This window comes from Microbacterium sp. A93 (genome assembly GCF_051842835.1).
This window is the reverse complement of the sequence record NZ_JBPXMT010000004.1, coordinates 358,031-384,391: the sequence shown is the minus strand read 5'-3', so window position 1 is coordinate 384,391 and position 26,361 is coordinate 358,031. Positions and strand designations below refer to the sequence as shown.

The following is a 26,361-nucleotide window of genomic DNA, read 5'->3' as shown; positions in this document are numbered from 1 at the left end:
CAGATTCTCTGCGAGTCCCACCCCAGCAGAAAATCGCTGACACGAAAGCCAGCTTGGGCGCTAGTATATCGAACAGTGCTCCCTTGGGAAGGGGCACTCAACTGGGGAACTTTCTGGGGAGGGGATTCGTCGTGCCAGACGGAGCTGTTAAGAGACGCGTTCGCGTCGGAGTCGTCGGAGTCGGAAAGATGGGGCTCTCTCATCTTGCGATCGTCCGCGCATTGCATGATGTCGAGCTGGTCGGAGTCGTGGACTCCACCGACTATCTACTCGATGTCCTGAACAAGTACACGGGAGCCAGCACGTTCTCCACTCTGGAGAAGATGCTCACAGAGGCTCAGCCTGAGGCGATCATCATCGCCACACCAACTGGTTCGCACGCGTCGCTTGTACGCAGCGCGCTCGAGCGGGGTGTGCATGTCTTCTGCGAGAAGCCGCTCACGCTCTCCGCGACGGAGTCTGCTGAGCTCGTGGCACTCGCCGCTGAGAAGGAACTCGTCGCACAGGTCGGGTATCACAACCGCTTCATCGCGACCTTCCAGGAGGTCAAGCGCCTGCTGGATCAGAACGCAATCGGTCGTGTCACGCACGTACTGGCTGAGGCTTATGGTCCTGTTGTCCTCAAGGCGAAGGGATCGACGTGGCGCAGCAAGCGCACTAGCGGGGGCGGATGCCTGTACGACTACGCCGCACATCCTCTTGACCTGATGCACTGGTACCTCGGCGCACCGGATCGTGTGCGCGGGTCGGTGCTGAACAGCATCTTCTCCGCCGATACCGACGACGAGGTCTACTCCACGCTCGACTACGCGGACGGACTGAGCGTGCAGCTCTCGGTCAACTGGTCGGACGAGTCGTACCGAAAGATGTCTACCTCCGTGACGATGTCTGGCTCGCAGGGCCGCATCATCGCCGACCGGCAGGAGATCCGCGTGTACCTACGCGAGGGCGCGGACATCCCCGATGGTTACCGGGCCGGATGGAACATCAAGTACACGACCGAACTCACCGAGCAGGTCTCGTTCTATCTCCGCGGCGAAGAATACAGCGCACAACTAGAGACGTTCATCGCCGCAGTGCTCGCGGGTGAGATCGAGGCACGACAGAACAGCTTCGCCAGTGCCGCGCAGACCGACCGGGTGATCGAGTGGATCCTTGAGGACTCCGCCGACAAGTCCGAGACCGGCACGCTGACAGCGTTGCCTACCGCTCCACAGAAACGCAGCCTGTTCGGCCGGAGGAAGAGCGCATGAGTACGACGACCACCACCGCGATGGATCTGCTCCTCCTCGGCGACAACCAATTCTTTGGCATCAATCACATGTCAGAGGAGAAGGCGCGTGCGCAGGCGATCCGCTTCCAGGACACGCAGGCGATCATCGATGTCATCGACATCGCCCTGGACAACGGCATCCGCACCCTGATGTGCACGACGCACGACCGTATCGCTGAGGTCTGCGATCACGTACGGGCACACCCGGAACGCTATGCCGACTACCGGTTCTACCCCTGCATGCCCTACGCGCACAAATACGCGAACGCGATCACCGACAACGGCATGCTGGGAGCGATTCGGCAGTTTCTCCCTGAGGAAGGACTCCTCAATGCGGCCCTGCGGGGTGGCAAATCGTTCGTGAAGAAGGACATTGAGGGCATCATCACACTCCTGGTGGATGCTGAGATGAAGATGTTCCAGGGGCTGAAGACTCCGGTCATCTTCTTGCAGAACGTCGTCGTTGATCTGATGCTCGGACTCGGCTTCGATGAGGCGTTCGCGATCTTCGACCGGCACGTCAGGGAGCGCTACGGTGCCGAGCCTGGGTTCATCACGATGAATCTGCCGATGCTGCTCGACGCTCTCGACAGAGTGGGTGTCGTCAATCCGATCGTGTGCGCGAACATCAACGAATTGGGCTTCCGGATGTCCGGGGGCATCGAGGGGTACGAGAAGGCGTTGCAGGAGCGTTCGTTCCGGCCTGTAGCGATGTCCGTCTTCGCATCAGGGGCGATCGCGCCACAGCCGGCGTTGCAGTGGATCCACGATCACGCGAACGTCGAGGCGATCGTGTTTGGCGCTTCGTCCCGCGCATCTATAGCAAGCACCACAGGCATTGTCAGGGAACTTTGGGGAAGGGACATCTACACTAGGGCCTGAAACCCGACCAATCAGGATGCATCGAGGGGGCTCGGCAGGCATCCGCAACTCCCCAGGAGACCTGGAGAGAGTCCGCTGCGAAAGCAGTACGCCCTCTTCTCCCCCTCGATATGAAGAAGACAGCCCGTACCCACGTTCCTATCCGATTCCTGATTGCCTCATTCGCGACCATCGCCGTGCTCGCCACGTCGTTCGTCGCTGCCCAGCCGGCACACGCGGCAACGCCTTCCACCTCGTCGGTCACCTCGATCATTCCCCGGCAGTCTCCGTGGTCGTACTATCACGGCACTACTGCTCCGAGGTCAGGCTGGCAGACCGCCGCATCGACCTGGTCGAGCGGCAATGCGCCGTTCGGCAAGGGCCGGGACCTCGGCAGAGTCAACACGACGATTCCGACCCCGCAGGACGCACGGCCACTTTCGGCCTACTTCCATAAGACCTTCACTCTCACATCGGATCTTCCGGAGTGGGCCTGGCTCAACACCTGGGCTGACGACGGAATCGTCGTCTGGGTCAACGGCGTCGAGGTCGGTCGCAAGAACGCACCGAAAGGTGCGATCAAGGCCAACAGCTACTCGACGATCGCACCGTCATCCGCCGCGGCTCGACGCGATCCGGTGACATTCTCAGTGCCCGCATCCCTCCTCAAACCCGGCGAGAACACGATCGCCGTGCAGGTGCTCTTCAGCTGGCGCCGCACACCGAACATCAGCTTTGACGCGCACCTCGTCCGGGAGGATCGCATCAGCGCCCCCACGACTCCGGCGAAGCCCACCACTCCGACGAAGCCCACCACCCCGACGGCTCCTGTCACTCCGGTTGAGCCTGCACCGCCGACGACCCCGGTCGTTCCCGAAGTGACCCCGCCGACAGGCGGCGACGTTGCCGGCTGGGGTGCACCAACATGGCGCGACGAATTTACTTACGTCGATGCGTCGACAGGCAAGCCCAACGTGGATCCGGCCAAGTGGAACGTCCGCGGACGCGACGACCTCGGACTGCTCTTCGATGCGGCTGTGGTCGAGCGCGAGCAGGTGAGCGTGGACGACGCCGGCGTGCTGCACATCCGCGCAGACTGGCTCGATCAGGCGGCGAAACGGCCATCGACCCAGAGCGGTCCGACCAACCTGTGGCACACGACCGGCTACCTCGATCAGCGCAAGCTCGAGTCGGATGACGTGTCGATGAGCCAGCAGTACGGGCGCTGGGAGATCCGAGCGAAGACTCCGACTGGTGACAACACCCGAGGCGCGTTGGCTGCGTTCTGGCTGCGCAACTCGCAGTCCGGCGAGATCGACATCATGGAGGCGTGGGGTCATGGTGGCGCCATGCCCGCTGAGTACGACAAGTGGGTGAAGGACACCGCGGCGACCACCATCCACACCAAGACCGATGGGACCGGCCGAAAAGCCATCTGGCGCCACAATGAGCAGGGAGCGAAGACCGTCCCATGGGACGGATTCCACACCTACGCGTTCGAGCTGACCCCGACGTATGCTGCGACTTTCGTCGACGGCATCGAGGTAATGCGCGTCACACCGGCTAGCTATCCGGATCTATGGGATCCGGCCTACTTCGGCTCCCCGCTGCACATGCGCCTGAATCTGCATGTCGGCCCGTCTGAAGCGTACTGGGGCTTGCCTGACCCGAACAACCGCTCGGCGACGCAGAACCTCGACTATCAGGTCGACTACGTGCGCATGTGGAAGTACAACGGGGACTGATCCAACGCGCTCCTCGCAGGAAGCGCCGCAGACTTTCGGGTCAGCGGCGCTTCTTGCTGTATGCGGCGTGCAACGGTCGTGGCGTCAGGGCATCGTCACGCGATGGTTCGATCAGACTGTCGTCCTCATCAAGGTCGACGTCATCTGGATCCTCAACATCCGAGTCCAAGACGAGATCGTCATCGTCGTGCTCTGCGGCTTTGGCGCGCTTGTAAGAGCTGCCAGGACCATTACGAACGCGTGAGACGACCAGCGCTGCTATCGCACCGAAGAGAATTCCAAGGAACATACCCGCGGCGACGAAGACGAGAATTGAAGGCCGGTTGGACTTTTGCGGAGGATCGGCGGGGGTGACGAGCGTTCCGGAGTAGAACGGTGTCGCCGTGATGCGCGCCTGCTGATCGAGGAGCGCCTGAACCTGAAGCTGTGTCGCCGCACGCTGGTTGCTGCCCTCAGCCTGAGAATCCAGAAGGGTCTGCAGCTGGGCGATGGAGTTGCCAAGCTCTTCGGTCGTCCTCTCGACGACCTCGCGCGCGTTGTCGGTGCGCTCCTCGCCATAAGCAGTGGCGACAGCGTTCGCACGGTCGGCGGCGAGCTGCGGGCTGTTCGCAGTCACCTGAAAGATCAGCACCTGCGAGTTACGTGGTACTTCGATCGTCGTGTTCGCGCGGAGCGCTTCCACCGAGGTGTCATCCAGTCCGTCGGTCGCTCGAGTGAGCACGGCGGTGGACGTCGCGACGACCCGCTCCGTCTCCATATTGACGGTGTTGAAGCTCGATCCTGACGAGAGCACGCTGATCGGCTCCACCGTGTGCTGTGCCACGGCGGTGTACTTCTGCGGGTAGATCGCGAAGATTCCCACCCCGGCGAGCGCGAACACCACGATGGTGCCGACCAGCACAAGCCAGGACTGCATGATCCCGCGATAGAGATCTTCCAGTGTCCAATGTGATTCCACGCGTCTCCCCCAGTCGCTACCGCCCCCGAACATCAGTGTCGGACGCGGATCTCCGTCATCTTACAATCCGCGCTCGACAGCCCGCAGGGAGTCCCCTGTCTGCGGCCGGATCAGCCCTCAACCTCGGAGACGACCAGTCGCGCTTTTCCGGCCGTGCTCTCGATGGCGTCGACCGCGAGTGGCGTGACGCGAACTTCACCGTCGAGCAGGTCCTCCAACGTGCGAACTGCGAGCATCACCGCCGCATCAGCGAGGTCTGGAGCGGCCGCGACGTAACGCAGAGTGATCGAAAAGTCGGCGTGCTGCACGATCTGCATCTGCCTGATCGCGCCGGGGGAACTCAGAAAGAGTCCGCTGAGACCGCCGGTGACCCGTTTCCCAGAGGGCGTGCAGATGGCATCGGCGATCCGCCCTTGGACTGGGGCGATTCGCGGGAACGCACGTCCGCAGGCGCATCGCCCAGGCAGCGTTCTGGACCGATCCCCCATCTCGTAGCGCACCAGCGGAAATACTTCATTGCTGAAGTCCGTCGCGACGATGGATCCGTCAACGCCGGCATCGACCGGATTCCCATCCTCATCGATGATGTCGATGCGTCGCTGGTCTGCTGCGACGTGCAGTCCGTCATGTGCAGCGCATTCGGCGGCGATCCAGGGGATCTCGGCCGACCGGTAGGTGTCGAACACCGGTGCACCGAAGGCTCGCTCCAGGAGTTCGCGCTGCCCCGACTGCAGCATCGCCGCCGTGACGGAAACAGCAGTGGTCGACAGCTTTCTCCCCGTGCGCTCAAGGTGGGCGGCCACGGCGGTCGCACCCTCGACGTACGCCACGAGAAGCCGTGGTTTCACGCGGATCCACTGCTCGATGAACTCTTCGACCGAAGGCTCGGTAATCGCACGGGCGTCAAGCAGCAGGTGACGACTCGGCCACCACTGCGCGGCGTACAACCAGGCGTCCTTGCCCTGGCGGAGTCGCCGATAGACGAACGCGGTGTCATCCGCAGGATCAATGCCCCACCAGCGGTAGATGCGCCACCACATCGGTGCCGTCGGTGCTGCGGCATCGTTGCGCACTCGCAGAGGCGAGCCCGTGCTGCCGCCGGTTTGGGAGAGCAACGCACGGTGTGGCGCGATGTTCTGCGCAAGGACCGTATCCCCGGCTGCTCGCAGTCGCTCTTTGGTCACGACCGGAAGTCGGGTGAAGTTGTCGGCGACGGCGATGTCAGCGCGTGAGAAGCCTGCCTCGGAGTACAGCTCCCGATAGAACGGCGAGTTGTCGAACGCGTGCAGCGCGATTCGCACACTCGATTCGTCGATGAGGCGGGAAAGCTCCGTCTCCGACATGGCCTCATGTCGGCGCATGTCTTGGAACGCCCGCAGATCTTGACGCATCAGCAGGTGGACCTTCGCCCGGAATACCGCTCTCTTCACAGCTCCCCACAAGCTCCGGCGCGATGCCGATCCCCTCCATCGTAGGGCGAGCTTCTCGCCTAGAGCTCTCCGGGTCGCATCGCCTCAGCATCAATAGCCCGAATGATCCGCTGCGCCGCGGTGTCCGGCTGCGCCTCGGAAACCGCCGTGGCATCCACCGCAGCATCCGCTCGCGACAAGCGCCCGCGCCGCGGCGCGTAAACAACCAGCGAGTGGAACAGGAACCTCGCGAAGAACGCGACGATCAGCGAGAGCGCGGTGGCCAGCACGCTGGAAATATGCCAGGTCTCGACCATCAGCGCCATGATCGGAATGCGCAACGCCGCTTCGATGGCGTTGAAGCTGAACGAAGCGCCGAAGCGTGCCCAGGCGCCGCGGGCATCCTGACGCATATCAGCGAAGACGAACCGCTCCTGCAACAGGAAGTTGCCGATGATCGTCGCGCCGGCTCCGATGATCGCCGCCCAGATGTAGGGCATGCCCATCGTCGTGAGAATCCACATGATGCCGAGGTTCGCGACTGCGCCGATGACACCGATCATCGCGAACAGCGACATCTTGCCGAACCGCAACCGGGTCAGGTGCAGGGCGAAAGTAGCGCCCTGGCGCAGCGTCGCCTTCGACGTGCCATTGCGACGCTCGGCGAACTCCATAGGAACTTCGGCGATGCGCACGTCAGACCGCGCGAGGATCTCGAGCAGGATCTTGAAGCCCTGCGGGCGCAGATTCGATACATCGAGGCGGCGCCGATCGACGAGGAAAAAGCCAGTCATCGGATCGGTGCTGCGCATCAACCGCCGCGGGAACATCGCCTTTGCCAGCCAAGTCGCCGCCCTCGAGACGCCGAATCGCAACGCGGTGCCCAGTCCGCGAGAATCGCCGCCGCCGACATAGCGGGATGCCGCGACCACATCAGCGTCACCCTGCTCGAACCGCTCCAGCATGATCGGCAGCAACTCGGGCGGATGCTGCAGGTCACCGTCCATCACCATGCAGATGTCGCCGGCAGCCTCTGAAAGACCGAGTACGACCGCGCCGCCCAGCCCCCCGGTATTCACTTCACGATGAATGACCCGCACCGGCAGGTCAGCTGAAGCAGCAACCCGCGTGACTTCTGCGGCCGTGCCATCCGAGCTGTCATCGACGAAGAGGATCTCCGCTTCGCGACCACTCAACGCCGCACCGATGCGCGCGACGAGTTCGGCGACGTTATCGCGCTCGTTGAAGGTCGGCACGATGACTGTGACTGAAGTTCTCACGTGCCCCTCCTCCCCGGCGCTCGCATTACCAGCATCCATCGTTTCACGGCTTGCGATCCGACGGTGACAGCAGCCGCCGCAAGCGCTAAGCTAACCGAGTACGACTCTGGGGGTCGTGCGTGGCCGTGGGGGCCACTTTCTGGGGAATGAATGGTCTGGGGAGATCATGGGGACGCGTATCGGCTATGCCGCGGGAGCTTTCGACTTGTTTCACGTCGGGCATCTGAATCTTCTACGCCACGCAAAGCAGCAGTGCGATGTGCTGATCGCTGGCGTCGTGAGCGACGAGATGCTGCGGCAGGTGAAGGGCATCGAAGCTGTCATTCCGACCGCTGAGCGCGCCGAGATCGTGCGCCACATCTCGTTCGTCGACGACGTCTACGTCGAGACAGCACCGCAGAAGATGGATGCCTGGCGCGACGTGCATTTCACGCACTTCTTCAAGGGCGATGACTGGCGCGGCACCGATAAAGGCTTGCGCCTCGAACGCGAGTTCGCCGAGGTCGGCGTCGAGGTCGTGTACTTCCCCTACACCGCGCACACCTCGAGTACGTCACTCCGGCGAGCGCTGGATGCCATCTCCGCCGGCTACCAGCCGGCGATGGCGTCCGCCCGCTGAGAACGCACCCGTCGAAGCCCCACCGCGTCACAGAGCGACACCATGGAATATCCCACGCCCGCACGCGCTTAGCCTTGTAGTGCGCATTCGCGCGTATACACAGCTGAGGACATCCATGACGAAGACACGTATCGGTCTCACCGCGCTCATCGCAGCCGCAGCCCTTGCCCTCACGGCCTGCGCGGCCGGGACGGGCACCGACTCCGACACCGGCAGCGATTCTTCTGCCGCCACCGGCTCTCTGACCTATGTGATCGGCGGCGATCCAACGTCACTGAACCCGATCAACGTCGGCGACCGGTGGGGTCTGACCACCACGAATCTCGTCTACTCGCCGCTGGCACACGTCGAGGGCGATGGCACCGTGGTCAACGAACTCGCCGAGACCATCGAGCCCGCAGCCGACGGCCGCTCCGTCACGGTCACCCTCAAGGAGGGCCTGCTCTGGTCCGACGGCGAGCCGCTCACCGCGGACGATGTCGTGTTCACGTACACGAACAAGGCGATCCGCGAAAACGGCGCCGCTGACCTGCTCTGGGTCGGCGACCAGGCCGTCACCGCCGAGGCCACCGACGAGCGCACCGTCGTCTTCCACCTCCCCTCGGTGAGTGCCGCAGCTCTCAGCAACATCGCCACCGAGACCTACATCATCCCCGAGCACATCTACGGCGAGGTCACTGACTTCTCCGGTGCCGAGCTCGATCCGATCGCCGTCGGCTCCGGTCCGTACGTGCTCACCGCCTACGAGCGCGGGCAGTACCTGACGTTCGAGCCGAACGAGAACTACTACGGCGAGGCGCCGAACATCAAGAACGTCACATTGCAGATCGTCCCGAACGCCGACACAGTCAAGACCGCTCTGCAGACCGGTGAAGCGGATGCCTCGTTCGCAACCCCCGACCAGATCGACGAACTCTCCGCCGCGGGTCTGGACATCTACCCCTACTCGGAGGGTCGCGTCGCCTACCTCGGCCTGAACCTCGCGAAGCTCACCGACCAGGATGTGCGCCAGGCACTCATGTTCGCACTGGACCGCAACGAGCTCAACGACGCGGCCTACCTGTCTGACGAGTACTACGAGAACGCATACACGATCCTCCCGCCGAGCAACGCGTTCGCCACGGAAGATGTCGAGAAGTACGAGCAGGATCTGGATGCTGCAGCCGCTGCTGACGGTCTCACCATCACGCTCGCGTACTCCGGTTCCGACCCGGCGCAGACCACCCAGGCGACACTCATCCAGCAGCAGCTGAAGCAGGCCGGCGTCACGGTCGAGCTCGCCGGCGTCGAGGCCGCATCGATCTACACCGAGATCGAGAAGGGCGCAGACGCCAAGTACGACGCCTTCCTCGGCGGCTACATCATGGGTGCTGACCCGGACGCGTACAGCGCGCTGTTCCGTTCAGGCGCTTCGTCGAACTTCTTCCACTACGCCAACCCCGAGACGGACGCGTTGTTCGATGCCGGTATGGCAGAACTGGATGCCGACGCACGCGGCGCGATCTACGATGATCTTCAGGCACAGATCGCCGAGGATGCCGTGATCTACCCGATCACCGACAACCTCAAGATCCTCGCCGTGAACCCCCGCATCGGCGGGGTGGAAGAGGCTGGTCTCGTTCCGATCTACACGCTGGAGAACTTCGGTCTGCTGACCGAGAAGTAATCCCTCCGGATGCCGTGGGTCGCGCACAGCGCCGACTCACGGCATCCGTCTGCCCGTCGGAGCAGTAATCCGACAGAAGGAGCATCCCCGTGACCAGGTTCATCATCCGGCGACTCATACAGGTCGTCCCGATGCTGCTCCTGCTCTCCTTCGTGGTCTTCTTGCTGATCCAACTCGCGCCGTATGACGTCGTCGACTCGATCACCACCCCCAACATGTCCGACGAGACAGTCGCCGCGATGCGAGCGAAGTTCGGACTCGACCAGCCCGTGATCACGCAGTATCTGCTCTGGCTCGGCAACGTGATCCAGGGTGACTTCGGCTACTCGCTCACCAGCCGTCAGTCGATCAGCTCTGAGCTGGCGGCCCGCATCCCGAACACGATCCTGCTCATCGCCCCGGCGTACCTGGCCGCCCTGGTCATCGCGATCGTGCTGGGGCTCATTGCTGGTTCCCGCAAAGGCCGCTGGGCGGATCGGATCATCGACTCGGTCGCTGGTATCGGTATCGCGACACCGTCGTTCTGGTTCGCGCTGCTGATGATCTACGTCTTCGGATACCTGCTGCGCTGGTTCCCGATCATCGGCATGCACACGGTGGGCAAACAGGGCGATCCGCTCGACTTCCTCGCGCACTACGTGCTGCCCTTCACCGTGCTGGTGTTCGCATTCTTCCCTGAGCTGTCGCGGTACGTGCGATCTGCGACCATCAGCCAGCTCTCTGAGGACTACGTGCTCGTCCAGCGTGCATATGGTTCGCCGCCTCGGCGCATCCTCGGCGTGCACGTCAGCCGCAACGTGCTGCTGCCGATCGTCACCCAGTTGGGGCTCGCGCTGCCGATGCTCATCACCGGCGCGATCATCACCGAGTCCGTGTTCGCCTGGCCGGGAATCGGGCCGTACTTCCTCGCCGCGACGAAGAGCCTCGACTATCCGGTGATCCTCGCGATCCTGCTGCTGTCCGCCCTGCTGGTGATCGTAGGCAATCTCATCGCCGACATCCTCTACGTCCTGATCGATCCGCGCATCCGACTCGGAGGTGCAGGCGCATGACCACTCCCGTCATCATCCCGCACCCGATGCGCCGCAGGCGTCCACTGCGCTCGGCCTCCGAGATCGCCGCGGCGGTGTTCCTCATTCTTCTGGTCGTCGTGAGCCTGATCACGCCCCTGCTCCCCCTTGACCCCGACAGCACGAACCTTGCGATCCGCTCGCAGGGTCCGAGTGCTGCGCACTGGTTGGGCACCGACGACGTCGGCCGCGACTATCTCTCCCGCGTGATCTACGGCGGACGCATCTCGCTCATGGTGGGCGTGCTGGCCATGCTCGCCTCGACAGCAATCGGCGTCATCGTCGGCCTCACGGCCGGGTACGCGCGCGGCTGGGTCGACGAGGTGCTGATGCGCTTCGTCGACTTCCTCTCGTCGATCCCGTGGATGGTGCTCGTGATCGTCGCGAGCGTCTTCCTGCGTCCAGGCCTGTGGACGATCATCGTCGTGATCGGCGCATTCAGTTGGATGCCGACGGCACGGCTCGTCCGGGCGGAGACGCTGTCGCTGCGCGAGCGCACCTTCGTCGGCTATGCCCGTTTCACCGGCGTCCGTCCGCCCACGGTCGTGTGGCGTCATGTGCTGCCCGATGCCACTCCCACGATCATCGTTGCCGCAACTGCGACGATCTCCGCCGCCATGCTCACCGAGGCCGCACTGAGCTTCCTCGGTCTCGGCATCCAACCGCCGATGGCGTCTTGGGGAAGCCTGCTCGAATCGGCTCAGGGCAGCCTCGCGCGCAGCCCGCTGCTCGCGATCGTGCCGGGGCTCCTGATCATGCTGACGGTGTTGTCGTTCAACGTGCTCGGTGACGCGCTGCGCCGCAGAGTCAGCAAGGAGGGCCCCCGATGAATCTGCTGCATATTGCCGGCCTCACGATCGACCTGCCCACCGGCAGCGGCCCGTTCCGTGTCATCGAAGAGCAGACGCTCGACGTGCCCGCCGGCGGCATTCTCGGCATCGTCGGAGAATCCGGATCCGGCAAGACCATGCTGCTGCGAGCGATCATGGACATCCTGCCCGAGGGCGCCCAGCGCACCTGGTCGTGCATCGAGTTCGACGGTGCAGATGTCACCGATCGCTACGACCACTCCCGGCTGCCGATCTCCATGGTCTTCCAAGACCCGCTGACCTCGTTCAATCCGCTGGTACGCATCGGCGCGCACCTGGTCGAAGTGGCTCGCCGGCGCCGGGGAGTGTCACGACGAGACGCGCGACAGCTGTCGATCGAGGCGCTCGGCGCCGCTCGCATTCCCGATCCGGAACGCGTATTCGCACGCTTTCCGCACGAGCTGTCCGGTGGGCTGCGCCAGCGAGCCATGATCGCGATGGCGCTGCTCGCCCGCCCCCGGTTGCTGCTGCTCGACGAACCGACCACTGCTCTGGATGCCACCGTGCAGGCCGAGATCCTCGCGCTGATCCGGCAACTGCAGGCGGAGCGCGACCTTACGGTCGTGATCGTCACGCACGATCTCGGCGTCGTCGCGGCCCTGTGCGACACGGTCGCGGTGATGAAGGCCGGTGAGATCGTCGAACGCGCCGGCGTCGACGATCTGTTCCGCGCTCCGCAGCATCCGTACACGCAGTCGCTGCTGTCGACGATCGGTGACGGGAGCGACCTATGAGCGAGCTCATCCGCGTCGAGAGCCTGCGCAAGACCTACCAGGTGCGCAATGCCTGGGGTCGACGGACCGGCACTCTGGATGCTGTGGACGGGGTCGACCTGACGATCAGCGCCGGCGAGACCCTGGGCATCGTCGGCGAGTCCGGAAGCGGAAAGTCGACGCTGGGGCGGTTGATCCTGCAGATGGAGCAGCCGACCGCCGGCTCAGTCATCTACGACGGACGCGATCTGTCGACGATGTCGCGGCGCGAGCGCTACGCCCGGCGCGGTGAGATGCAGGTCATCCACCAGGACCCCTACTCGGCGCTGAACCCGCATCGCTCAGCGCTCGCCAGCGTGATGGAACCGTTGACGGCTCGGGGCACCCCGGCAGATGCCGCAGCCACCATCGCGCGTGAAGCGCTGACGGCCGTCGGGATCGATCAGGATGCCGTGCACAAGCGACCGCGCGCGTTCAGCGGCGGACAGCGTCAGCGCATCGCCATCGCACGGGCGATCGCACCACGACCGGCCTTCATCGTGTGCGATGAACCGGTTTCGGCGCTGGACATGTCGATCCAGGCGCAGGTGACCGACCTCCTGCAGAAGCTGCAGCGCGAGTTCGACCTCACGTACCTGTTCATCTCGCACGATCTCTCCGTCGTGCGAGAGATCGCAACGCGCACCGCCGTCATGCGCCGCGGACGCATCGTCGAGCTCGCACCGACGGCAGAGCTGTTCGACGCTCCGCAGCATCCGTACACCCGACGCCTGCTCGAAGCGGTGCTGGTTCCCGATCCGGAGAGTGCGCGCGAGCGACTCGCTCATGTGGCGAGTCGGCCGGCTGCCGAAGCATCCGCTTCCGACGGCCCGCTTGTTGAAGTCGCGCCGGGGCACTTCGTCGCGTCCTCACCCCTCTAAAGCCCTTTATCCTTGGGGTATGACTTCTCCTGCTTCTGACACCATCACCGTGTTCGGCGCCGACTGGTGCCGCGATTGCATCCGCACCAAGAAGCAGCTCGATGGGCTCGGTGTCGAGTACACCTACGTAGACCTCGTCGCTGAGCCGGCCGCCGCTGACGTCGCCAAGGAAATCTCCGGGCGCATGAACATCCCGGTCGTCGTGTACCCGGATGCTTCGCACCACGTCGAGCCCTCGAACGACGATGTCGAGTCAAAGCTTCGCGAGCTCTCCCTGATCTGACACAGCTCCGGCGCTACACTGGCGCGATGAGCACTGGCGCTCGACCCGAACGAGCTTCCGCCCGCCTGTCCCCGCGCACGATCGTGAACTATGCGATCGGATCGCTCGGCACCGGCGGTTACGCGACCCTGCCCGGGCTCGTGCTGACCTATTTCCTCACCGACAACCTCGGTGTCGCCGCCCTCGCCGCGGGGCTCATCGTCACCTCCGCGAAGGTGTGGGACGTCATCATCGATCCCCTGATCGGCGCGGCATCCGATCGCCAGCTCGCCCGCACGGGATCTCGACGCGGATTCATGGTGACCGGCGCGCTCACGCTGCCGGTCTTCTTCGCGCTGACGTTCGCCGTACCGCCATCCTGGGGACCGGTCGCGAGCGCGACCTGCGTGCTGCTGGCGTTCCTTGGTACCGCGACAGCGTTCAGCCTGTTCCAGGTGCCATACGTCGCGCTGCCGGCCGAGCTCACCCGCAGCTATGACGAACGCACCCGACTGCTCGGCTGGCGCGTAGTCGTGCTCACCGCCGCGATTCTACTGTTCGGCGCGGGCGGCCCCATGCTCCGCCGCGCCACCGGCGATCCGGTCACCGGCTACCTACTGATGGGCATCGTCGCCGGTGCCGCGATCGGGATCGGGATGCTTGTCGCCAGTCGCACCGCGACGGATGCTGCGGCGACGGCTGCTCCGCCGACTGCCGCTTCACCCCTGGAGCCTGCGGAAGCATCCAGCCTTCGAGATCAGTATCTCTCCGGGTTCCGGGCGCTGCGCCGCAGTATCGCGTTCCGAGCACTGCTCGGCACCTTTCTGCTGCAGGCCCTCGCCACCGGCACCATGCTCGCCGGTGCACAGTACGTCGCGACCTGGGTACTTCGCGATGAGGCCGCCGTCGAGCTGCTTTTCGTCGCGCTAGTCGGTCCTGCGCTGCTCGCGACGCCAGGCTGGACGGCAGTCGCGAATCGGATCGGCAAGGAGCGGGCATTCTTCGGCGCCAGCATCCTTTTCCTGGTCGCCTCCGCGACCATCACCATCGCGGTGTGGGCACCGGGTCCGTGGATCTACGCCTCAGTGGCCGTCGCCGGGGTCTCCTATGCCGGCCTGCAGTCCTTGCCCATGGCCATGCTGCCGGATGTGATTTCGCATGACGAGCGCACAAGCGGCCCGGGCCAAGCCGGCACGTTCACCGGCATCTGGACCGCCGGCGAGACCGTCGGTTTCGCGCTGGGTGCCACCGCCGTCGCACTCATGCTCGCCGCAACGGGTTACGTCTCCCGCGTCGCCAGTGTCGATACTGTGCAGCCGGATGCCGCGGTCACCGGCATCGTGCTCAGCTTCAGCATCCTGCCAGCCGTCCTGATGCTGCTGAGCCTCATCCCCCTCCGGCGATACCCCCTGCGCCGAAGCGATGTCGAGGCCTCAACCGCTCAGCCCGCATAAGCTGGAACAACCGCCCCGAAGGAGATTCCGATGACGTCAGCGACCGCTGCCACGCCTGGTCTGACTGACGCTGAACGCGCGAGTCTCGACACCGCGATCGACGAGCTCGAGACGGGCTCGCGCACCTGGTCTGCTCTCGGCGTCGGCCAGCGCGCGACACTGTTGCGTGCCGTGCGCACGGCGGTCGCCGCCTCTGCAGAGGAGTGGGCGCACACGGCCGCGATGTCCAAGGGACTGAACGGCAGCCACCCGCTCCGCGGCGAGGAGTGGCTTGCAGGGCCATACAGCGTCCTGGGTGCACTCGATGCGTACATCGAGACGCTGTCGCGCCTGGCTGAGGGCCGCAATCCCCTGGAGGGACTCCAGCTCGGACGCGCGCCGGGCGGCCGCACAACCGTGCACGCATTCCCGCTGACCGGCATCGACAAGGTGCTGCTCTCCGGCTTCACCGGCGAGGTGTGGCTCACACCGGGCACGACGCCGCGGTCGGCCCGTGCGGGCGCGGGCCTGGCCCAGCGCACTCCTACAGAATCCGGCGGAGTCGGCCTGGTACTCGGCGCGGGCAACGTCACCTCGATCCCCGTGCTCGATGTGCTGTACGAACTGCTCGCGCACAACCGCGTCGCATTACTCAAAGTGAACCCGACGCAGGATGCTCTGGTGCCGATCTTCGAACACGCCCTGGCGGCACTGATCGAGCCAGGCTTTCTGCGAATCGTGCGTGGCAGCGGTGAAACCGGCGCCTTCCTCACGGCCCACAAGAAGCTGGTCCACGTGCACATCACGGGATCGGCGGCGACCTTCGACACGATCGTGTGGGGCACAGGCGCCGCAGGCAAGCGCCGTCGCCGGGAGAACCGGCCGCAGTTGAAGAAGCCGATCACGGCCGAGCTCGGCGGCGTTTCGCCCATCATCGTGGTTCCCGGCGAGTGGACGGATGCCGATCTCACTTTCCACGCAGAGCACATCGCGACGATGCGACTGCAGAACTGCGGACACAACTGCATCGCGGGCCAGGTCGTGATCATGTCGTCCGATTGGGCTCAGCGCGATGCGTTCCGTGTGGCGTTGCGCCGCGCCTATGCGAAGGCTCCGGAGCGTCCGATCTGGTACCCAGGGTCAGGCGACCGCATGCAGCAGGCAAGTGACGACTACCCCGACGCCCTCGTGCTGGGCGACCGGCTGCTCGTCGAGATCAGTGACGGTGACGACGCGACAGCGCTGCAGAGCACCGAGTACTTCGCTCCGGTGCTCGGGGTTGTCGAGGTCGCCGGCGCCGGCCAGACGTTCTTGGATGCCGCTATCGCCTACGCGAACGACGAGCTTCAGGGCACGCTCGGGGCGAACCTTCTGATCGATCCGGCAACGCAGGAATCGCTCGGCACGGGGTTCGGGCGAGCGATCGCTGAGCTGCACTACGGGTCGATCGCGATCAACGCCTGGACCGCCTTCGGCTTCATCACGCCGACACTGACGTGGGGCGCATTCCCCGGAAACACGATCGACGAGGTTGGCAGCGGGCTCAGCGTGGTGCACAACGCCCTGCTGCTGGACAACGTCGAGCGGTCGGTGGTTCGCGGCCCGTTCCGCCCATTCCCGCGATCGCTGCCTATGGCGAACGGCGGCGGACGCTTTACGATCTTGCCGAAGCCCCCGTGGTTTGTCACCGCGCGCACCGGCGCGGTCGTGAGCGAGGGGCTGACCCGCTTCCGCGCAACGGGCGGGATCCTGGGCTTGGCGAAGACGCTGTTCCAGGCGCTTCGCGCCTGAGCGTCAGTCGTCGGCGAAGAGATCGGTCGCGTCGCGCAGCGCGCTCTGGATGCCGGGTTCGGATGCCGCGTGACCTGCGTCATCGACGACGACGAACTCCGCCTCCGGCCAGGCGCGGTGCAGGTCCCACGCGGTCATCATCGGCGTGCAGACGTCGTATCGGCCCTGCACGATCACGGCGGGAATGTGCCGGATCGCGTCCATCCCGGCCAGCAGCTGACCTTCGGTCCACCAGCCACGGTTCACGAAGAAGTGGCTCTCGATGCGGGCGAACGCGACCGCCGTGGCATCCTCAGTCATCTCCGTGACCTTGTCCGTATCCGGTCGCAGCGTGATCGTGGAGCCTTCCCACGTCGACCACGCCTTCGCGGCAGGTACGTGCACGGCAGGATTCGGATCGAACAGGAGGCGGTGATAGGCCTCGATCATGTGATTGCGCTCGAGAATCGGAATCGGCGCGATGAAGTCTTCCCACAGGTCGGGGAAGAGCGCCCCCGCTCCGCCCTCGTAGAACCATTCCAGCTCCATACGGCGGAGAGTGAAGATGCCGCGCAGGATCAGCTCGGTCACGGAATCCGGATGCGCCTGCGCATAGGCGAGCGCGAGCGCGCTCCCCCACGAGCCGCCGAAGACCTGCCACTTTTCGACGCCGAGGTTCTTACGCAGCAGTTCGAGATCGGCGATCAAGTGCGCCGTGGTGTTGAAGCGCAGATCGGCGCCTGGATCGCTCGCATGAGGCTGGCTCTTGCCGCAACCGCGCTGGTCGAACAGCACGATCCGGTACTTCTGCGGATCGAAGAACTGCCGATGCCACGGTGCGGTTCCTCCACCAGGGCCGCCGTGCAGGAATACGACCGGCTTCCCCTCCGGGTTGCCGCTGACTTCCCACGCGATGCGCTGTCCGTCGCCGACGAGCAGCATCCCGCTGTCGTACGGCTCGATCGCTGGATACAGCGCGTCAAGATTCATATTCAACCCCCGATGAATGAAACCCCGCCTTTTGGCAGCCTCTTCACCGTACCGCGCAGTGCCCGCCGACTGCGGGAGGAGAGCCGCTATCCGAGCTGATCAGCGCTCACTGCGAACGTGTCGCAGCTGTCGAGCCCGTTCGCGTAGCCACTCGCGAACCAGCCCTGACGCTGGTCGCTCGAGCCGTGCGTCCAGGACTCGGGGTTGTTGAAGCCGGACTGCTCCTGGATGTGGTCGTCGCCGACGGTAAACGCCGCGTTCAGCGCGTCCTCACGCTGAGCCTCGGTCGGTGTCTCGAGGTACGGACGGCCCTCGGGGTCAGTCTGTTCTGCCGCATCAGCCAGCCAGGCGCCGGCGTAGCAGTCGGCCTGCAACTCGGTGCGCACGCTGTTGCTGTCGGGCCCGCTGCCGTTGTTCGGGTAGGCGTCCATCGTGCCGATGATGTTCTGGATGTGGTGGCCCCACTCGTGGCCCACGATGTAGAGCTGTGCGAAGTTGCCAGCGGATGCGTCAAATTGCTCGCGCATGATCTGGAAGAAGTCGGGGTCGATGTACACACCCTGCTCCGGCGGGCAGTAGAACGGACCGACCGAGTTGGATGCCGTGCCGCACTGCGTCGACGTCTGACCATGGAAGACGTAGAGCTGCGGCGGCGTGTAGCCCTCGACATGCTTCGTCCAGTACTCGTCGAGCATCAGCTGGGCGCCCGCCATGCGGCAGTCGTCCTGTGTGTTGGCATCCTCGCCGCTCTCGCAGGCGAGCACAGTGCTCTCCTCTGAACTCGATTCGCCGCCCTGCGTGCCGCCGCCGACGAGACCCGACAGGTCGATGCCGAGCAAAGGACCGGCGACCAGCGCGATGAGAGCGAGCAGTCCGATACCGCCGCCGGCGACCGCGGCCGTGCGCCCGGGGCGCCGGGTCTTGTGGCCCGAGATATCGGCATCAGGATTGAACGTCATGCGACGAGATTACCGCGCACTCTGTGCGTGCGTGAGCACCAGTCGTAGGCTCGAGCCATGTCGACCACAATCACAATCACAGGTGCGGGCGGGCAGATCGGGTATGCGCTGCTGTTTCGCATCGCCGCAGGAGCGTTGCTCGGTCCCGACGAGAAGGTGCGGCTGCGGCTGCTCGAGATCCCCCAGGGGCTCAAGGCCGCAGAGGGTGCGGCCTTGGAGCTGCAGGATGGCGCGTTCGACCTGCTCGAACACGTCGAGGTGACCGACGACGCTGCCGCAGGCTTCGACGGATGCAACATCGCACTACTGGTCGGCGCCCGGCCGCGCGGTCCCGGCATGGAGCGCGCCGATCTGCTGGCTGCCAACGCCGGAATCTTCGGGCCGCAGGGCAAGGCGATCGCCGAGAATGCTGCAGCCGATGTGCGTGTCACTGTGGTCGGCAACCCCGCGAATACGAATGCGCTGATTGCCGCGGCATCCGCTGACGGACTACCCGCCGCGCGCTTCACTGCGCTGACCAGACTTGACGAGAACCGCGCCCGCGCGCAGCTCGCCCTGGCACTGGATGCACCGGTCTCGAGCATCCGCCGCCTGCCCATCTGGGGAAATCATTCGGCGACGCAGTTCCCGGATGTCTCGCACGCGACAGTCGACGGGCGGCCGGTTCTCGAGGCACTTGCGGAGCGTGTCGGCGATGTCTCGACGTGGCTGGAGAAGACCTTCATCCCGCGGGTCGCGAAGCGCGGCGCCGAAATTATCGAGGTGCGTGGTTCGTCGTCTGTGGCGTCCGCCGCGAACGCGGCAATCGAGCACACCCGCGACTGGGTGCAGGGGACGGATGACTGGACCAGTGCCGGAGTCGTCTCACACGGCGAGTACGGCGTGCCGGAGGGGCTGATGTCATCGTTCCCCGTGCGCTCGATCGACGGCGAGTGGCAGATCGTCGAAGGCCTCGAATTGAATGCATGGGCGCGAGCGCGAGTGGATGCCTCTGTCGCCGAACTCGTGGAAGAGCGCGAGGCCGTGCGGGCGCTCGGGGTTCTCTAGAAGTTCGTCGACTGCAGGCGCAGAATAGGAGCATGTTCGTGTCACCAGACGTGATCGGAATGATCATCGCACTCTTCGCATTCACCGTCACGGTGCTCGGCGGAGTCGCTGTCATGCTCGCACGGCTGACAAGGATCCTCGATGTACGGTTCGATCGAATTGACACTCGATTCGATCGGATAGATGCCCGTCTGGATCGACATGAAAGCGAGCTCGTCGACGTGAAGATCGCGGTGGCTCGATTGGAAGGACCACAGCGGCGGCTTCAGCAACTTTAACCGCGACCATCCCGTCGCCCCCTTTCAAGGCAGAATGGGTGCAGGAGGTGCGACGATGAGTGATTCAACTGATGTGACGACCGGGTCCGTGCACGACGAGCCGTTGACAAGCCCGCTGCATCTGCCGCACGCGGCAACTCAGTGCTCGAAATGCTTCACGGAGCTTCAGCACGACCATGACTGGTGGCACGCACGGCCCGCAGATTCGCGCCTGGTCGGGCTGGTGGTTTCTCGCGAGGGGATGCCGTCGGTCGTGCAGCAGCGCGACGATCTGACCCGCTTCGGGGTTCCGATCGAGGGGTTCCGGCATCCGGCGCCCGAGATCATGGAGAGTTGGAGCGACCGGCTCGCGCGATTCATCCCGACGATGAAGAAGGGTGACGTGCTCGTCGTCACGAACGTGCACGCGCTGGGCCGCGACCGCGATGAAGAGACCCGTACGATCACGGATCTGCGTCAGCGCGGGATCATGGTGAAGGTGCTCAGCACCGACTCACGCCACCTCGCCGACGCGATGCGCTGAGCAGGCTGCTCAGCCGACGTCGGAATCGATCTGATTCCGCAGTGCTTCATCGTCGAGCAGCGGAAGGTCCGCGCGGGTGACCACCTGTGTAGTCACCGCGTACTCGACCAGGCGCGCACGACGGTTGGTCGCCAGCTTGCCCGGGCCACCGCGAAGGCCTTGCACTCCCATGCGGTCAAGCTTGTCGCAGACGTTGTCGAGTTTGCGGTTGAACTTGCTCATCGTCCATCCGAGCCGCTCGGCAGCGACGCTCGACGACGGCAGCTCGTTAATACTCACGCCCTCACGGCGCAGCATCGGCTCGGCGAGGGCGACCATGAGCTGTTTCTGCAACGGTGTGAAACTGGCCGGCATGACCGTCTCTTCGCCGCTCATCGACGCCTCGACCTGTCGGGACACCTCATATGGGGCCTGCTCGGTGTGCAGGCTCAGCTCATAGGTGACGGGGCCAGCGGTGAACACGATCACGCTGCGCTCGAAGACGAGCGGCATCCGCGCCCCCGGCGATAGCCACGATTGAACCGCCCCGCCGGCACTGGAGATCGTGGCCGCGATACGCACGCCGATGTTGGCCAGCCACCATAGGCCGTCACGGTGCTGCAACTCCAGGAAGTGTCGGTGAAGGTACGGATTGTCGTCGATCTCGAGGTCACCCTCGCGGCCGATGATGAACGGTTTCTCGATGGGCAGGTCGTGCCATTCGCCGGCGAACTCGAGGCGAAGTGGCGCGACATGCTTCGCATCCATCACCTTGGCGACCTCGTCAGGCTCCGAAGCAGGATTCAGATCAGTCACGTAATGCCCCCCTCGGAAACATCCTGCCACGTGGGAGACCGCTCCGCGGGATCGGGGCGCTGTCAGTCGGCCGCGCCGGGCTGTGGCCAGGTCATGTCAGGACAGGTCGAGTTCGCGGAGAATATACGGCTCGGCAACCGTGTTAGTCAGGAAGTACGCGTAGAAGACGTCCGCGGCCTCGTCAGCGGTGAACACTTCGTTCGGGTACACGGTCGTGCTGTGACGGCCCTCGTCCCACCTGATCACTTCGGTCGGTGCCGCCGCCGGTTCGTCGCCGGCCTTGCCAACGGTGTACTGATGGGCAACGCCGTCGGCGTCAAAGGCGCGCATCTCAATCGTCATCGCCTCTGCCGTGCCGGCGCTCTGCAGATACTCGTCGGAGAGAGGGATGTCCTCGAGCAGATTCGCATCCTCAGGGGCACGCCACAGGCTGTAGGCCCATAAAGAAGTGCCGTTCATCCGGTTCAGTGCGAAACGGAGCTGATCTGGGTACGGTCGGATGATGTCTACGAGCGGACCCCGACTGAATCCGTTGGACTCCACCACATGGGTATCTCGGGTCATGGCACGTTCCTCAGAATGACTTTGATGATGTCGATCTGCCCGACATCCGGCAGATGCGCGATAGCGGGCGTCTCTACACTAACGGCTCCGTCAAACAGATTCTGTGCCGGGCTGCGACCAGCCGAACCACTCTTGATCTCGACACCGGTGTACGTCCCGTCGGGGTTCTCGAACAGGCCATCGAAGAAACGAACCTGTTCGCCCGTGCTGGGGTGTCTCGACGCCACCTGGTCGCGGATGATATCGACCCCCAGGTCGTCGGCGACGTTGTCCAGCCCGATTTTTTCACGGTCGACCCAGGGTCTGTTGCCGTCCCCTACGAAGCGACCGCGTTCGTCGCGGCCGTCGTTGCGTCCGCTGCCGGGGTTTCCGCCGCCGTTGTTTCCATCGACGTTGTTCCCGCCGCCGGGGTTTCCATTGCCGTTGTTTCCACCGCCGTTATTTCCGTCGCCGGGGCGGTGCGGATTGGTGCTGTTTGGGGTGTCCGGTTTGCCGTCGTAGTTGTCCTTGTCGCGCACCCGCTTGATGACGGTGTCGAGGTGGTCATTCATGTTGTCCGCAAGCTGAGGCAGCTTGTCCTTCGCATGACCGAACCCGTTGAGAACCGCCTGCCGCAGCTCCCGGAAAGCCGACTTCGCTGCCGCACTCATCAGGCGTCCCCTCCGAAATCAAGTGCGGAGAATTCCGCAAAGAACGTCGACGTCAACGTCTGAATATCCGCACCATGCACCTTCATCTCCGACTGCGCATCCTCCAACGCCTGCAGATCCGCATAAAACTCATCCGAATCCCCCACAGACCCCTCCACCATCGGCGCATCCAAAATTGCGTCAAGCACCGCAGGCAACTGCTCCGCCATCGGCTCAATCGCCATCGGCAAAAGCTGATTCAACAACTGCTCCACCGCGATATCCACCGCCGCATTCAGAAGCTTCTTCTTGATCAACAACATCGGACCCGCACCCAACGCGGTAATCGGATTCGTCAACATCGCCACCAACGTGACCAACGTCGTCGTCACATCAACAATGACCTTCATCTTCAACGCGAAAATCGCATCCGCACCGATATCCATCGCCGTCGCCGCAGGCGGCATAATGTCGATCAGCTTCTGCAGATTCTGCGAACGATTCGCATTCCACGCGCTCATCGTCGCGGGACCCGTCTGACCCTTCATCGCACCACCAAGATCACCATTGACCTTGCGATCCACAGACTGAATCACCGTCTCCAAATCCGAGCCAAAGGTGCGCACCAAAACCGCGCCCTGACGCACCTCATCCTCATCAATATCCGGCCACTCAAAACCCAGCTTCTCCAACACCCAGACAAGCTCATTCGGCAACATCATTCCCACGTCAGCACCTCCAGGCTCGACTGTACGTTTCCGGCCCGGCGCTGACCATGGGTAGCACTTCCCACGTGACGTCCCAGCAATCCGTTTCAGTCGTCAGGAGCATCGATCTTGACGCTGACGAACCGTGAGCCGGGGATCGTCTCGAACTTGACCGTCGCGCCGCGGAGCGAACCCGGCTCCAAACCGAAACGGACCTCGAGCTCGGCGGCGCTCAGGGCACTCAGATCACCTGCCTCACTGGCGGGCGCAAGGAACCTCATGTCACCCGGGCCCACACCGTATTCATCGGGGTTGTCCTGCCCGATCGCATCCTCGTACAGCTCTTCGACGAGTTGCTTCGGCACGGTCTTCGGAACGTCCTTGATCTCGTCGATGACGTCGCCTGGGAGCGCGCGAACGTCCTTGCCCAGCGACAGACCGAGGTCGCGAGAGGAGTTGTAGTCCGGGTCACGGTGTCGCGGTGTGTTCCCAATGGATTCGACACCAAGCCGGACATCCTCGCGGATGTCGTAATCTTTCGCGTGCGATGCGGGGCTCTTGCCGTCTCCCCGGTGCCGTGGCTCATAGTCCCGCTTGCTCCGGTCCACGCCGCGGATGAGGTCGGCATCCGCTCGATGTTTTCCACCGCGCTTGCGGAACGCACCCGCGAAACCCTGTTTGAACTCGCGCCCTGCGCCATCCACGGCATCCACGAGGTCCCGCATCAGCTTCTTCATCGACGACATCGTTCACTCCCCTGAGATCTGTAGGTTAGCGAGGTCTGCAAGCAGTCGATCCGTCAGATCCTCGACATCGACGGCGTGCGCATCCATGTCCTCGGCTGCCTGGTCGAGAGCGACGAGATCCGCGTAGAACTCGTCCACATCACCAATTGCGCCCTCCACGACGGGAGCGTCCAGCATCGCCATCGCCAGCACCGGCACCTGCTCAGCGAGAGGTTCGATCGCCAGCGGCAGCACCTGGTTGATGACCTGCTCGAGAGTCGCCTCCATCGCCATCGCGAAGAGCTTCTTGCGTGCCAGGATCAGCACAGCGGCGCCACCCAGCCCGAACGGCCCGGCTGCCAGCAACGGGATCAACTGGGCGAGAGTGATCGTGACGTCGATGATCACCTTGATCTTCAACGCGAGCACGATATCCGCGGCGAGGTCGATGCCGGTGGCTGCGGGCCCGAGAATATCAAGCAGCTGCTGAACATTCTCGGATCGGTTCCGATTCCACCCGGTCACATGCGCGGTGCCGGTCTGTCCGACCATTGCGACAGCGAGGTCGCCGTTGATGCGCCGATCGGCCGCCTGCACCAGCGTCTCCATGTCATCGCGATATGCGCGCACGAGGCCAGCGGCCTTCCACACCTCATCTTCATCGATGTCGGGCCATTCGAGCCCCATCTTGTCCATCACCCAGATGAGCTCGTTCGGCAGCATCATTCCCACGGCAACCACCTCCGGCTATGACGCTACCGAGCGGCGGGGGCAGAAGGCGATGGGGAGATCAGCCCACCACGCTGCTCTACTTCCCTTGTACTTCGTTGAAAGATTCTAGAGCGGTAAATCCCGCTTTGCCAGGCCGACCCTTTAATGTCGGGATATTTCTGCAATCAATTCGAACAAAGCTTCGACTTGGGCACGATTCTGCGATAGGCTGAAGGCATGTCAAAGCTGACCGGTCTGCACGAGGCGATCTCTCGCCTCGATGAAGTGTGGGCGGGCGCCAGCGATGCAAATGACCTTTCGAGGGAACAGCTCATTTCGGCCACGAACGCGGTCGGTTTGTTGCAGCGTCGGCTGGATGCTGTGCATGTCGATGTGGCGGCGGGGATCGCGAGCGAGTCACACCCTGAGCTCGTCGCCGACTCGCTGGCGAAGCAGCAGGGTTTCCGTTCGGCGGCGAAGCTGATCGCTGCGGCGACTGGCGTGTCGACGGGGGACGCGTCGCGTCTAATCAAGGTAGGCGAGGCAACCGCGATCCGCACGGACCTGCTGGGCTCGCGGTTGCCGGCGAAGTACCCACTCGTGCGGGAGGCGATGGAGGCCGGGGCGCTCAGTGCGCAGGCGGCCGCGTTGATCATCGCGGTGCTCGAGCGGTGCCGTATCGCGGCCGGGCTAGAGCGGATCGCAGAGGGCGAACGACTGCTGGTCGACGCTGCGCCGGGGCTCGCGCTCGACGAGGTGCGCCGGCTCGTGGTGCGCGTAGAGGCATGGCTGAATCCAGACGGTGTGGAGCCGCACGAGGATGAGCAGCGCCGCAAGCGCTCGCTGACGTTCTACGAGCGTGGCGGCCGGTTGCACTTCGACGGGGACTTCGACGTCGAGACCGGTGCGCCGATCGTGGCCGCGCTCCGAGGTTACGTGTCCGCTGCGTTCGCCGCACGCAAAAACGCCCCCGATCCGGATGCCCCGGATACTGACCACCGCACCGTCGCCATGTTGCAGGCCGATGCGCTCGCCCTGTTCTGCTCCCACGTGCTCGGCTGCAAGGAACGCACCCCGGTTGCCGGGGCGACAGTCATCGTTCGCATCGACTACAAAGACCTCGTAGGCGGGACCGGGACAGCAACGATCGATGGCATCGACCAGCCCGTCAGTGCAGGCGCCGCTCGGCGGATGGCCGCAGGCGCCGGGGTGATCCCCTGTGTCCTTGGTGGTGACAGCGAAATCCTCGACTGGGGCCGCAAGAAACGACTTTTCACCCGGGCACAACGCCTCGCCCTCGTCGAACGCGACGATGGATGCGCCATGTGCAACCTCCCGCCGGAGATGACCAAAGCCCACCACCTGCGATGGTGGAAACGCGATCACGGACGGACGGACCTCTCCAACGGGATCCTCCTGTGCGAAACCTGCCACCACCGCATCCACGACAACGGCTGGGAAATCCGGATCGACGGTTCGGGCATCACCGCACGGGTCTGGTTTATCCCACCCGCCTACGTCGACCCCGCACGCACACCACGTCTCGGCGGGCGCGCACGCTTCGGCATCGCCGCCTGACTTCCCC

Annotated in this window: 27 protein-coding genes; 16 read left to right on the top strand and 11 right to left on the bottom strand. The window is 64.2% G+C overall.

Features of this window, described 5'->3' with window-relative positions; translation table 11 throughout:
* The first annotated feature begins 131 nt into the window (after positions 1 to 131).
* The 3 genes from ACSU1G_RS12745 (at position 132) to ACSU1G_RS12735 (ending at position 3,879) form a co-directional block, all read left to right on the top strand.
* Positions 132 to 1,253 (top strand): Gfo/Idh/MocA family protein, encoded by a 1,122-nt coding sequence (locus ACSU1G_RS12745; protein WP_439280325.1) that lies wholly within the window; start codon positions 132 to 134, stop codon positions 1,251 to 1,253.
* Positions 1,250 to 2,155, top strand: a complete 906-nt coding sequence (locus tag ACSU1G_RS12740) for a hypothetical protein (RefSeq protein ID WP_439280324.1) — start codon at positions 1,250 to 1,252, stop codon at positions 2,153 to 2,155. Before ACSU1G_RS12745 ends, ACSU1G_RS12740 begins: the two co-directional genes overlap by 4 nt.
* A 110-nt stretch (positions 2,156 to 2,265) precedes the next feature.
* Positions 2,266 to 3,879 carry a glycoside hydrolase family 16 protein gene (locus ACSU1G_RS12735; protein WP_439280323.1) on the top strand — a complete coding sequence of 538 codons (1,614 nt, stop codon included), beginning with the start codon at positions 2,266 to 2,268 and terminating at the stop codon, positions 3,877 to 3,879.
* A gap of 40 nt (positions 3,880 to 3,919) precedes the next feature.
* Here the strand turns inward: ACSU1G_RS12735 and ACSU1G_RS12730 are convergent, their stop codons facing one another.
* From ACSU1G_RS12730 to ACSU1G_RS12720, 3 genes are all read right to left on the bottom strand, one after another.
* Positions 3,920 to 4,837: a YveK family protein gene (locus ACSU1G_RS12730; RefSeq protein ID WP_439280322.1), complete on the bottom strand. Its 918-nt coding sequence runs from the start codon at positions 4,835 to 4,837 to the stop codon at positions 3,920 to 3,922.
* A gap of 110 nt (positions 4,838 to 4,947) precedes the next feature.
* Positions 4,948 to 6,267: a phenylacetate--CoA ligase family protein gene (locus ACSU1G_RS12725; RefSeq protein ID WP_439280321.1), complete on the bottom strand. Its 1,320-nt coding sequence runs from the start codon at positions 6,265 to 6,267 to the stop codon at positions 4,948 to 4,950.
* A 59-nt stretch (positions 6,268 to 6,326) separates the two neighbouring features.
* Positions 6,327 to 7,565, bottom strand: a complete 1,239-nt coding sequence (locus tag ACSU1G_RS12720; RefSeq protein ID WP_439280320.1) for a glycosyltransferase — start codon at positions 7,563 to 7,565, stop codon at positions 6,327 to 6,329.
* Between the two features lie 127 nt (positions 7,566 to 7,692).
* Between ACSU1G_RS12720 and ACSU1G_RS12715 the strand changes: the two genes are divergently transcribed.
* The 9 genes from ACSU1G_RS12715 to ACSU1G_RS12675 all read left to right on the top strand — a co-directional run bounded on the left by ACSU1G_RS12715 (position 7,693) and on the right by ACSU1G_RS12675 (position 16,869).
* Positions 7,693 to 8,145 carry an adenylyltransferase/cytidyltransferase family protein gene (locus tag ACSU1G_RS12715; RefSeq protein ID WP_439280319.1) on the top strand — a complete coding sequence of 151 codons (453 nt, stop codon included), beginning with the start codon at positions 7,693 to 7,695 and terminating at the stop codon, positions 8,143 to 8,145.
* A gap of 115 nt (positions 8,146 to 8,260) precedes the next feature.
* On the top strand, positions 8,261 to 9,811 hold the full coding sequence (locus ACSU1G_RS12710; RefSeq protein WP_439280318.1) for an ABC transporter substrate-binding protein: 1,551 nt from the start codon (positions 8,261 to 8,263) through the stop codon (positions 9,809 to 9,811).
* A gap of 89 nt (positions 9,812 to 9,900) precedes the next feature.
* Positions 9,901 to 10,863, top strand: a complete 963-nt coding sequence (locus ACSU1G_RS12705; protein ID WP_439280317.1) for an ABC transporter permease — start codon at positions 9,901 to 9,903, stop codon at positions 10,861 to 10,863.
* Positions 10,860 to 11,711 (top strand): ABC transporter permease, encoded by an 852-nt coding sequence (locus ACSU1G_RS12700; protein ID WP_439280316.1) that lies wholly within the window; start codon positions 10,860 to 10,862, stop codon positions 11,709 to 11,711. The genes ACSU1G_RS12705 and ACSU1G_RS12700 overlap by 4 nt, the downstream gene beginning before the upstream one ends.
* Positions 11,708 to 12,484, top strand: a complete 777-nt coding sequence (locus ACSU1G_RS12695; protein ID WP_439280315.1) for an ABC transporter ATP-binding protein — start codon at positions 11,708 to 11,710, stop codon at positions 12,482 to 12,484. The genes ACSU1G_RS12700 and ACSU1G_RS12695 overlap by 4 nt, the downstream gene beginning before the upstream one ends.
* The gene (locus ACSU1G_RS12690; RefSeq protein WP_439280314.1) at positions 12,481 to 13,383 is read left to right on the top strand and encodes an ATP-binding cassette domain-containing protein; all 903 of its coding nucleotides are present in this window, start codon (positions 12,481 to 12,483) and stop codon (positions 13,381 to 13,383) included. Before ACSU1G_RS12695 ends, ACSU1G_RS12690 begins: the two co-directional genes overlap by 4 nt.
* Before the next feature lie 19 nt (positions 13,384 to 13,402).
* A complete protein-coding gene (locus tag ACSU1G_RS12685; protein ID WP_439280313.1) occupies positions 13,403 to 13,666 on the top strand; it encodes a glutaredoxin family protein in 264 nt (87 codons plus the stop codon).
* Between the two features lie 26 nt (positions 13,667 to 13,692).
* The gene (locus ACSU1G_RS12680) at positions 13,693 to 15,099 is read left to right on the top strand and encodes an MFS transporter (RefSeq protein WP_439280312.1); all 1,407 of its coding nucleotides are present in this window, start codon (positions 13,693 to 13,695) and stop codon (positions 15,097 to 15,099) included.
* 30 nt (positions 15,100 to 15,129) lie between these two features.
* Positions 15,130 to 16,869: an aldehyde dehydrogenase family protein gene (locus ACSU1G_RS12675; RefSeq protein ID WP_439280311.1), complete on the top strand. Its 1,740-nt coding sequence runs from the start codon at positions 15,130 to 15,132 to the stop codon at positions 16,867 to 16,869.
* 3 nt (positions 16,870 to 16,872) lie between these two features.
* Here the strand turns inward: ACSU1G_RS12675 and pip are convergent, their stop codons facing one another.
* Positions 16,873 to 17,838: a prolyl aminopeptidase gene (gene pip, locus ACSU1G_RS12670; RefSeq protein WP_439280310.1), complete on the bottom strand. Its 966-nt coding sequence runs from the start codon at positions 17,836 to 17,838 to the stop codon at positions 16,873 to 16,875.
* Between the two features lie 86 nt (positions 17,839 to 17,924).
* Positions 17,925 to 18,797 carry a KPN_02809 family neutral zinc metallopeptidase gene (gene ypfJ / locus ACSU1G_RS12665; protein WP_439280309.1) on the bottom strand — a complete coding sequence of 291 codons (873 nt, stop codon included), beginning with the start codon at positions 18,795 to 18,797 and terminating at the stop codon, positions 17,925 to 17,927.
* Positions 18,798 to 18,854: 57 nt separating this feature from the next.
* Between ypfJ and ACSU1G_RS12660 the strand changes: the two genes are divergently transcribed.
* Genes ACSU1G_RS12660 through ACSU1G_RS12650 form a run of 3 tightly spaced genes read left to right on the top strand, consistent with a single transcriptional unit; the run spans position 18,855 to position 20,645 of the window.
* Positions 18,855 to 19,844, top strand: coding sequence for a malate dehydrogenase (locus ACSU1G_RS12660; protein ID WP_439280308.1), 990 nt, complete (start codon positions 18,855 to 18,857; stop codon positions 19,842 to 19,844).
* Positions 19,845 to 19,876: 32 nt separating this feature from the next.
* A complete protein-coding gene (locus ACSU1G_RS12655) occupies positions 19,877 to 20,122 on the top strand; it encodes a hypothetical protein (protein WP_439280307.1) in 246 nt (81 codons plus the stop codon).
* 55 nt (positions 20,123 to 20,177) lie between these two features.
* Positions 20,178 to 20,645, top strand: a complete 468-nt coding sequence (locus ACSU1G_RS12650; protein WP_439280306.1) for a recombinase family protein — start codon at positions 20,178 to 20,180, stop codon at positions 20,643 to 20,645.
* Positions 20,646 to 20,654: 9 nt separating this feature from the next.
* Here the strand turns inward: ACSU1G_RS12650 and ACSU1G_RS12645 are convergent, their stop codons facing one another.
* The 6 genes from ACSU1G_RS12645 to ACSU1G_RS12620 form a co-directional block, all read right to left on the bottom strand.
* The gene (locus tag ACSU1G_RS12645) at positions 20,655 to 21,392 is read right to left on the bottom strand and encodes a hypothetical protein (protein WP_439280455.1); all 738 of its coding nucleotides are present in this window, start codon (positions 21,390 to 21,392) and stop codon (positions 20,655 to 20,657) included.
* A gap of 144 nt (positions 21,393 to 21,536) precedes the next feature.
* Positions 21,537 to 22,004 (bottom strand): hypothetical protein, encoded by a 468-nt coding sequence (locus ACSU1G_RS12640; protein ID WP_439280305.1) that lies wholly within the window; start codon positions 22,002 to 22,004, stop codon positions 21,537 to 21,539.
* Positions 22,001 to 22,654, bottom strand: a complete 654-nt coding sequence (locus tag ACSU1G_RS12635) for a hypothetical protein (RefSeq protein ID WP_439280304.1) — start codon at positions 22,652 to 22,654, stop codon at positions 22,001 to 22,003. The genes ACSU1G_RS12640 and ACSU1G_RS12635 overlap by 4 nt, the downstream gene beginning before the upstream one ends.
* Complete coding sequence (locus ACSU1G_RS12630; RefSeq protein WP_439280454.1) at positions 22,654 to 23,355, bottom strand: hypothetical protein; 702 nt, start codon at positions 23,353 to 23,355, stop codon at positions 22,654 to 22,656. The genes ACSU1G_RS12635 and ACSU1G_RS12630 overlap by 1 nt, the downstream gene beginning before the upstream one ends.
* A gap of 92 nt (positions 23,356 to 23,447) precedes the next feature.
* Positions 23,448 to 24,077 (bottom strand): hypothetical protein, encoded by a 630-nt coding sequence (locus tag ACSU1G_RS12625; protein ID WP_439280303.1) that lies wholly within the window; start codon positions 24,075 to 24,077, stop codon positions 23,448 to 23,450.
* 12 nt (positions 24,078 to 24,089) lie between these two features.
* Positions 24,090 to 24,791, bottom strand: coding sequence for a hypothetical protein (locus ACSU1G_RS12620; RefSeq protein ID WP_439280453.1), 702 nt, complete (start codon positions 24,789 to 24,791; stop codon positions 24,090 to 24,092).
* 222 nt (positions 24,792 to 25,013) lie between these two features.
* Between ACSU1G_RS12620 and ACSU1G_RS12615 the strand changes: the two genes are divergently transcribed.
* Positions 25,014 to 26,354: a DUF222 domain-containing protein gene (locus ACSU1G_RS12615; protein WP_439280302.1), complete on the top strand. Its 1,341-nt coding sequence runs from the start codon at positions 25,014 to 25,016 to the stop codon at positions 26,352 to 26,354.
* Positions 26,355 to 26,361: the final 7 nt, after the last annotated feature.

Coding starts and splice junctions, on each gene's coding strand:
- ACSU1G_RS12615 (WP_439280302.1), top strand. CDS start 25,014: ATGTCAAAGCTGACCGGTCTGCACGAGGCGATCTCTCGCCTCGATGAA.
- ACSU1G_RS12675 (WP_439280311.1), top strand. CDS start 15,130: ATGACGTCAGCGACCGCTGCCACGCCTGGTCTGACTGACGCTGAACGC.
- ACSU1G_RS12710 (WP_439280318.1), top strand. CDS start 8,261: ATGACGAAGACACGTATCGGTCTCACCGCGCTCATCGCAGCCGCAGCC.
- ACSU1G_RS12630 (WP_439280454.1), bottom strand. CDS start 23,355: ATGATGTTGCCGAATGAGCTTGTCTGGGTGTTGGAGAAGCTGGGTTTT.
- pip (WP_439280310.1), bottom strand. CDS start 17,838: ATGAATCTTGACGCGCTGTATCCAGCGATCGAGCCGTACGACAGCGGG.
- ACSU1G_RS12680 (WP_439280312.1), top strand. CDS start 13,693: ATGAGCACTGGCGCTCGACCCGAACGAGCTTCCGCCCGCCTGTCCCCG.
- ACSU1G_RS12715 (WP_439280319.1), top strand. CDS start 7,693: ATGGGGACGCGTATCGGCTATGCCGCGGGAGCTTTCGACTTGTTTCAC.
- ACSU1G_RS12625 (WP_439280303.1), bottom strand. CDS start 24,077: ATGAAGAAGCTGATGCGGGACCTCGTGGATGCCGTGGATGGCGCAGGG.
- ACSU1G_RS12700 (WP_439280316.1), top strand. CDS start 10,860: ATGACCACTCCCGTCATCATCCCGCACCCGATGCGCCGCAGGCGTCCA.
- ACSU1G_RS12620 (WP_439280453.1), bottom strand. CDS start 24,791: ATGATGCTGCCGAACGAGCTCATCTGGGTGATGGACAAGATGGGGCTC.
- ACSU1G_RS12740 (WP_439280324.1), top strand. CDS start 1,250: ATGAGTACGACGACCACCACCGCGATGGATCTGCTCCTCCTCGGCGAC.
- ACSU1G_RS12655 (WP_439280307.1), top strand. CDS start 19,877: ATGTTCGTGTCACCAGACGTGATCGGAATGATCATCGCACTCTTCGCA.
- ACSU1G_RS12735 (WP_439280323.1), top strand. CDS start 2,266: ATGAAGAAGACAGCCCGTACCCACGTTCCTATCCGATTCCTGATTGCC.
- ACSU1G_RS12645 (WP_439280455.1), bottom strand. CDS start 21,392: ATGGATGCGAAGCATGTCGCGCCACTTCGCCTCGAGTTCGCCGGCGAA.
- ACSU1G_RS12650 (WP_439280306.1), top strand. CDS start 20,178: ATGAGTGATTCAACTGATGTGACGACCGGGTCCGTGCACGACGAGCCG.
- ypfJ (WP_439280309.1), bottom strand. CDS start 18,797: ATGACGTTCAATCCTGATGCCGATATCTCGGGCCACAAGACCCGGCGC.
- ACSU1G_RS12635 (WP_439280304.1), bottom strand. CDS start 22,654: ATGAGTGCGGCAGCGAAGTCGGCTTTCCGGGAGCTGCGGCAGGCGGTT.
- ACSU1G_RS12695 (WP_439280315.1), top strand. CDS start 11,708: ATGAATCTGCTGCATATTGCCGGCCTCACGATCGACCTGCCCACCGGC.
- ACSU1G_RS12640 (WP_439280305.1), bottom strand. CDS start 22,004: ATGACCCGAGATACCCATGTGGTGGAGTCCAACGGATTCAGTCGGGGT.
- ACSU1G_RS12660 (WP_439280308.1), top strand. CDS start 18,855: ATGTCGACCACAATCACAATCACAGGTGCGGGCGGGCAGATCGGGTAT.
- ACSU1G_RS12690 (WP_439280314.1), top strand. CDS start 12,481: ATGAGCGAGCTCATCCGCGTCGAGAGCCTGCGCAAGACCTACCAGGTG.
- ACSU1G_RS12685 (WP_439280313.1), top strand. CDS start 13,403: ATGACTTCTCCTGCTTCTGACACCATCACCGTGTTCGGCGCCGACTGG.
- ACSU1G_RS12720 (WP_439280320.1), bottom strand. CDS start 7,565: ATGGATGCTGGTAATGCGAGCGCCGGGGAGGAGGGGCACGTGAGAACT.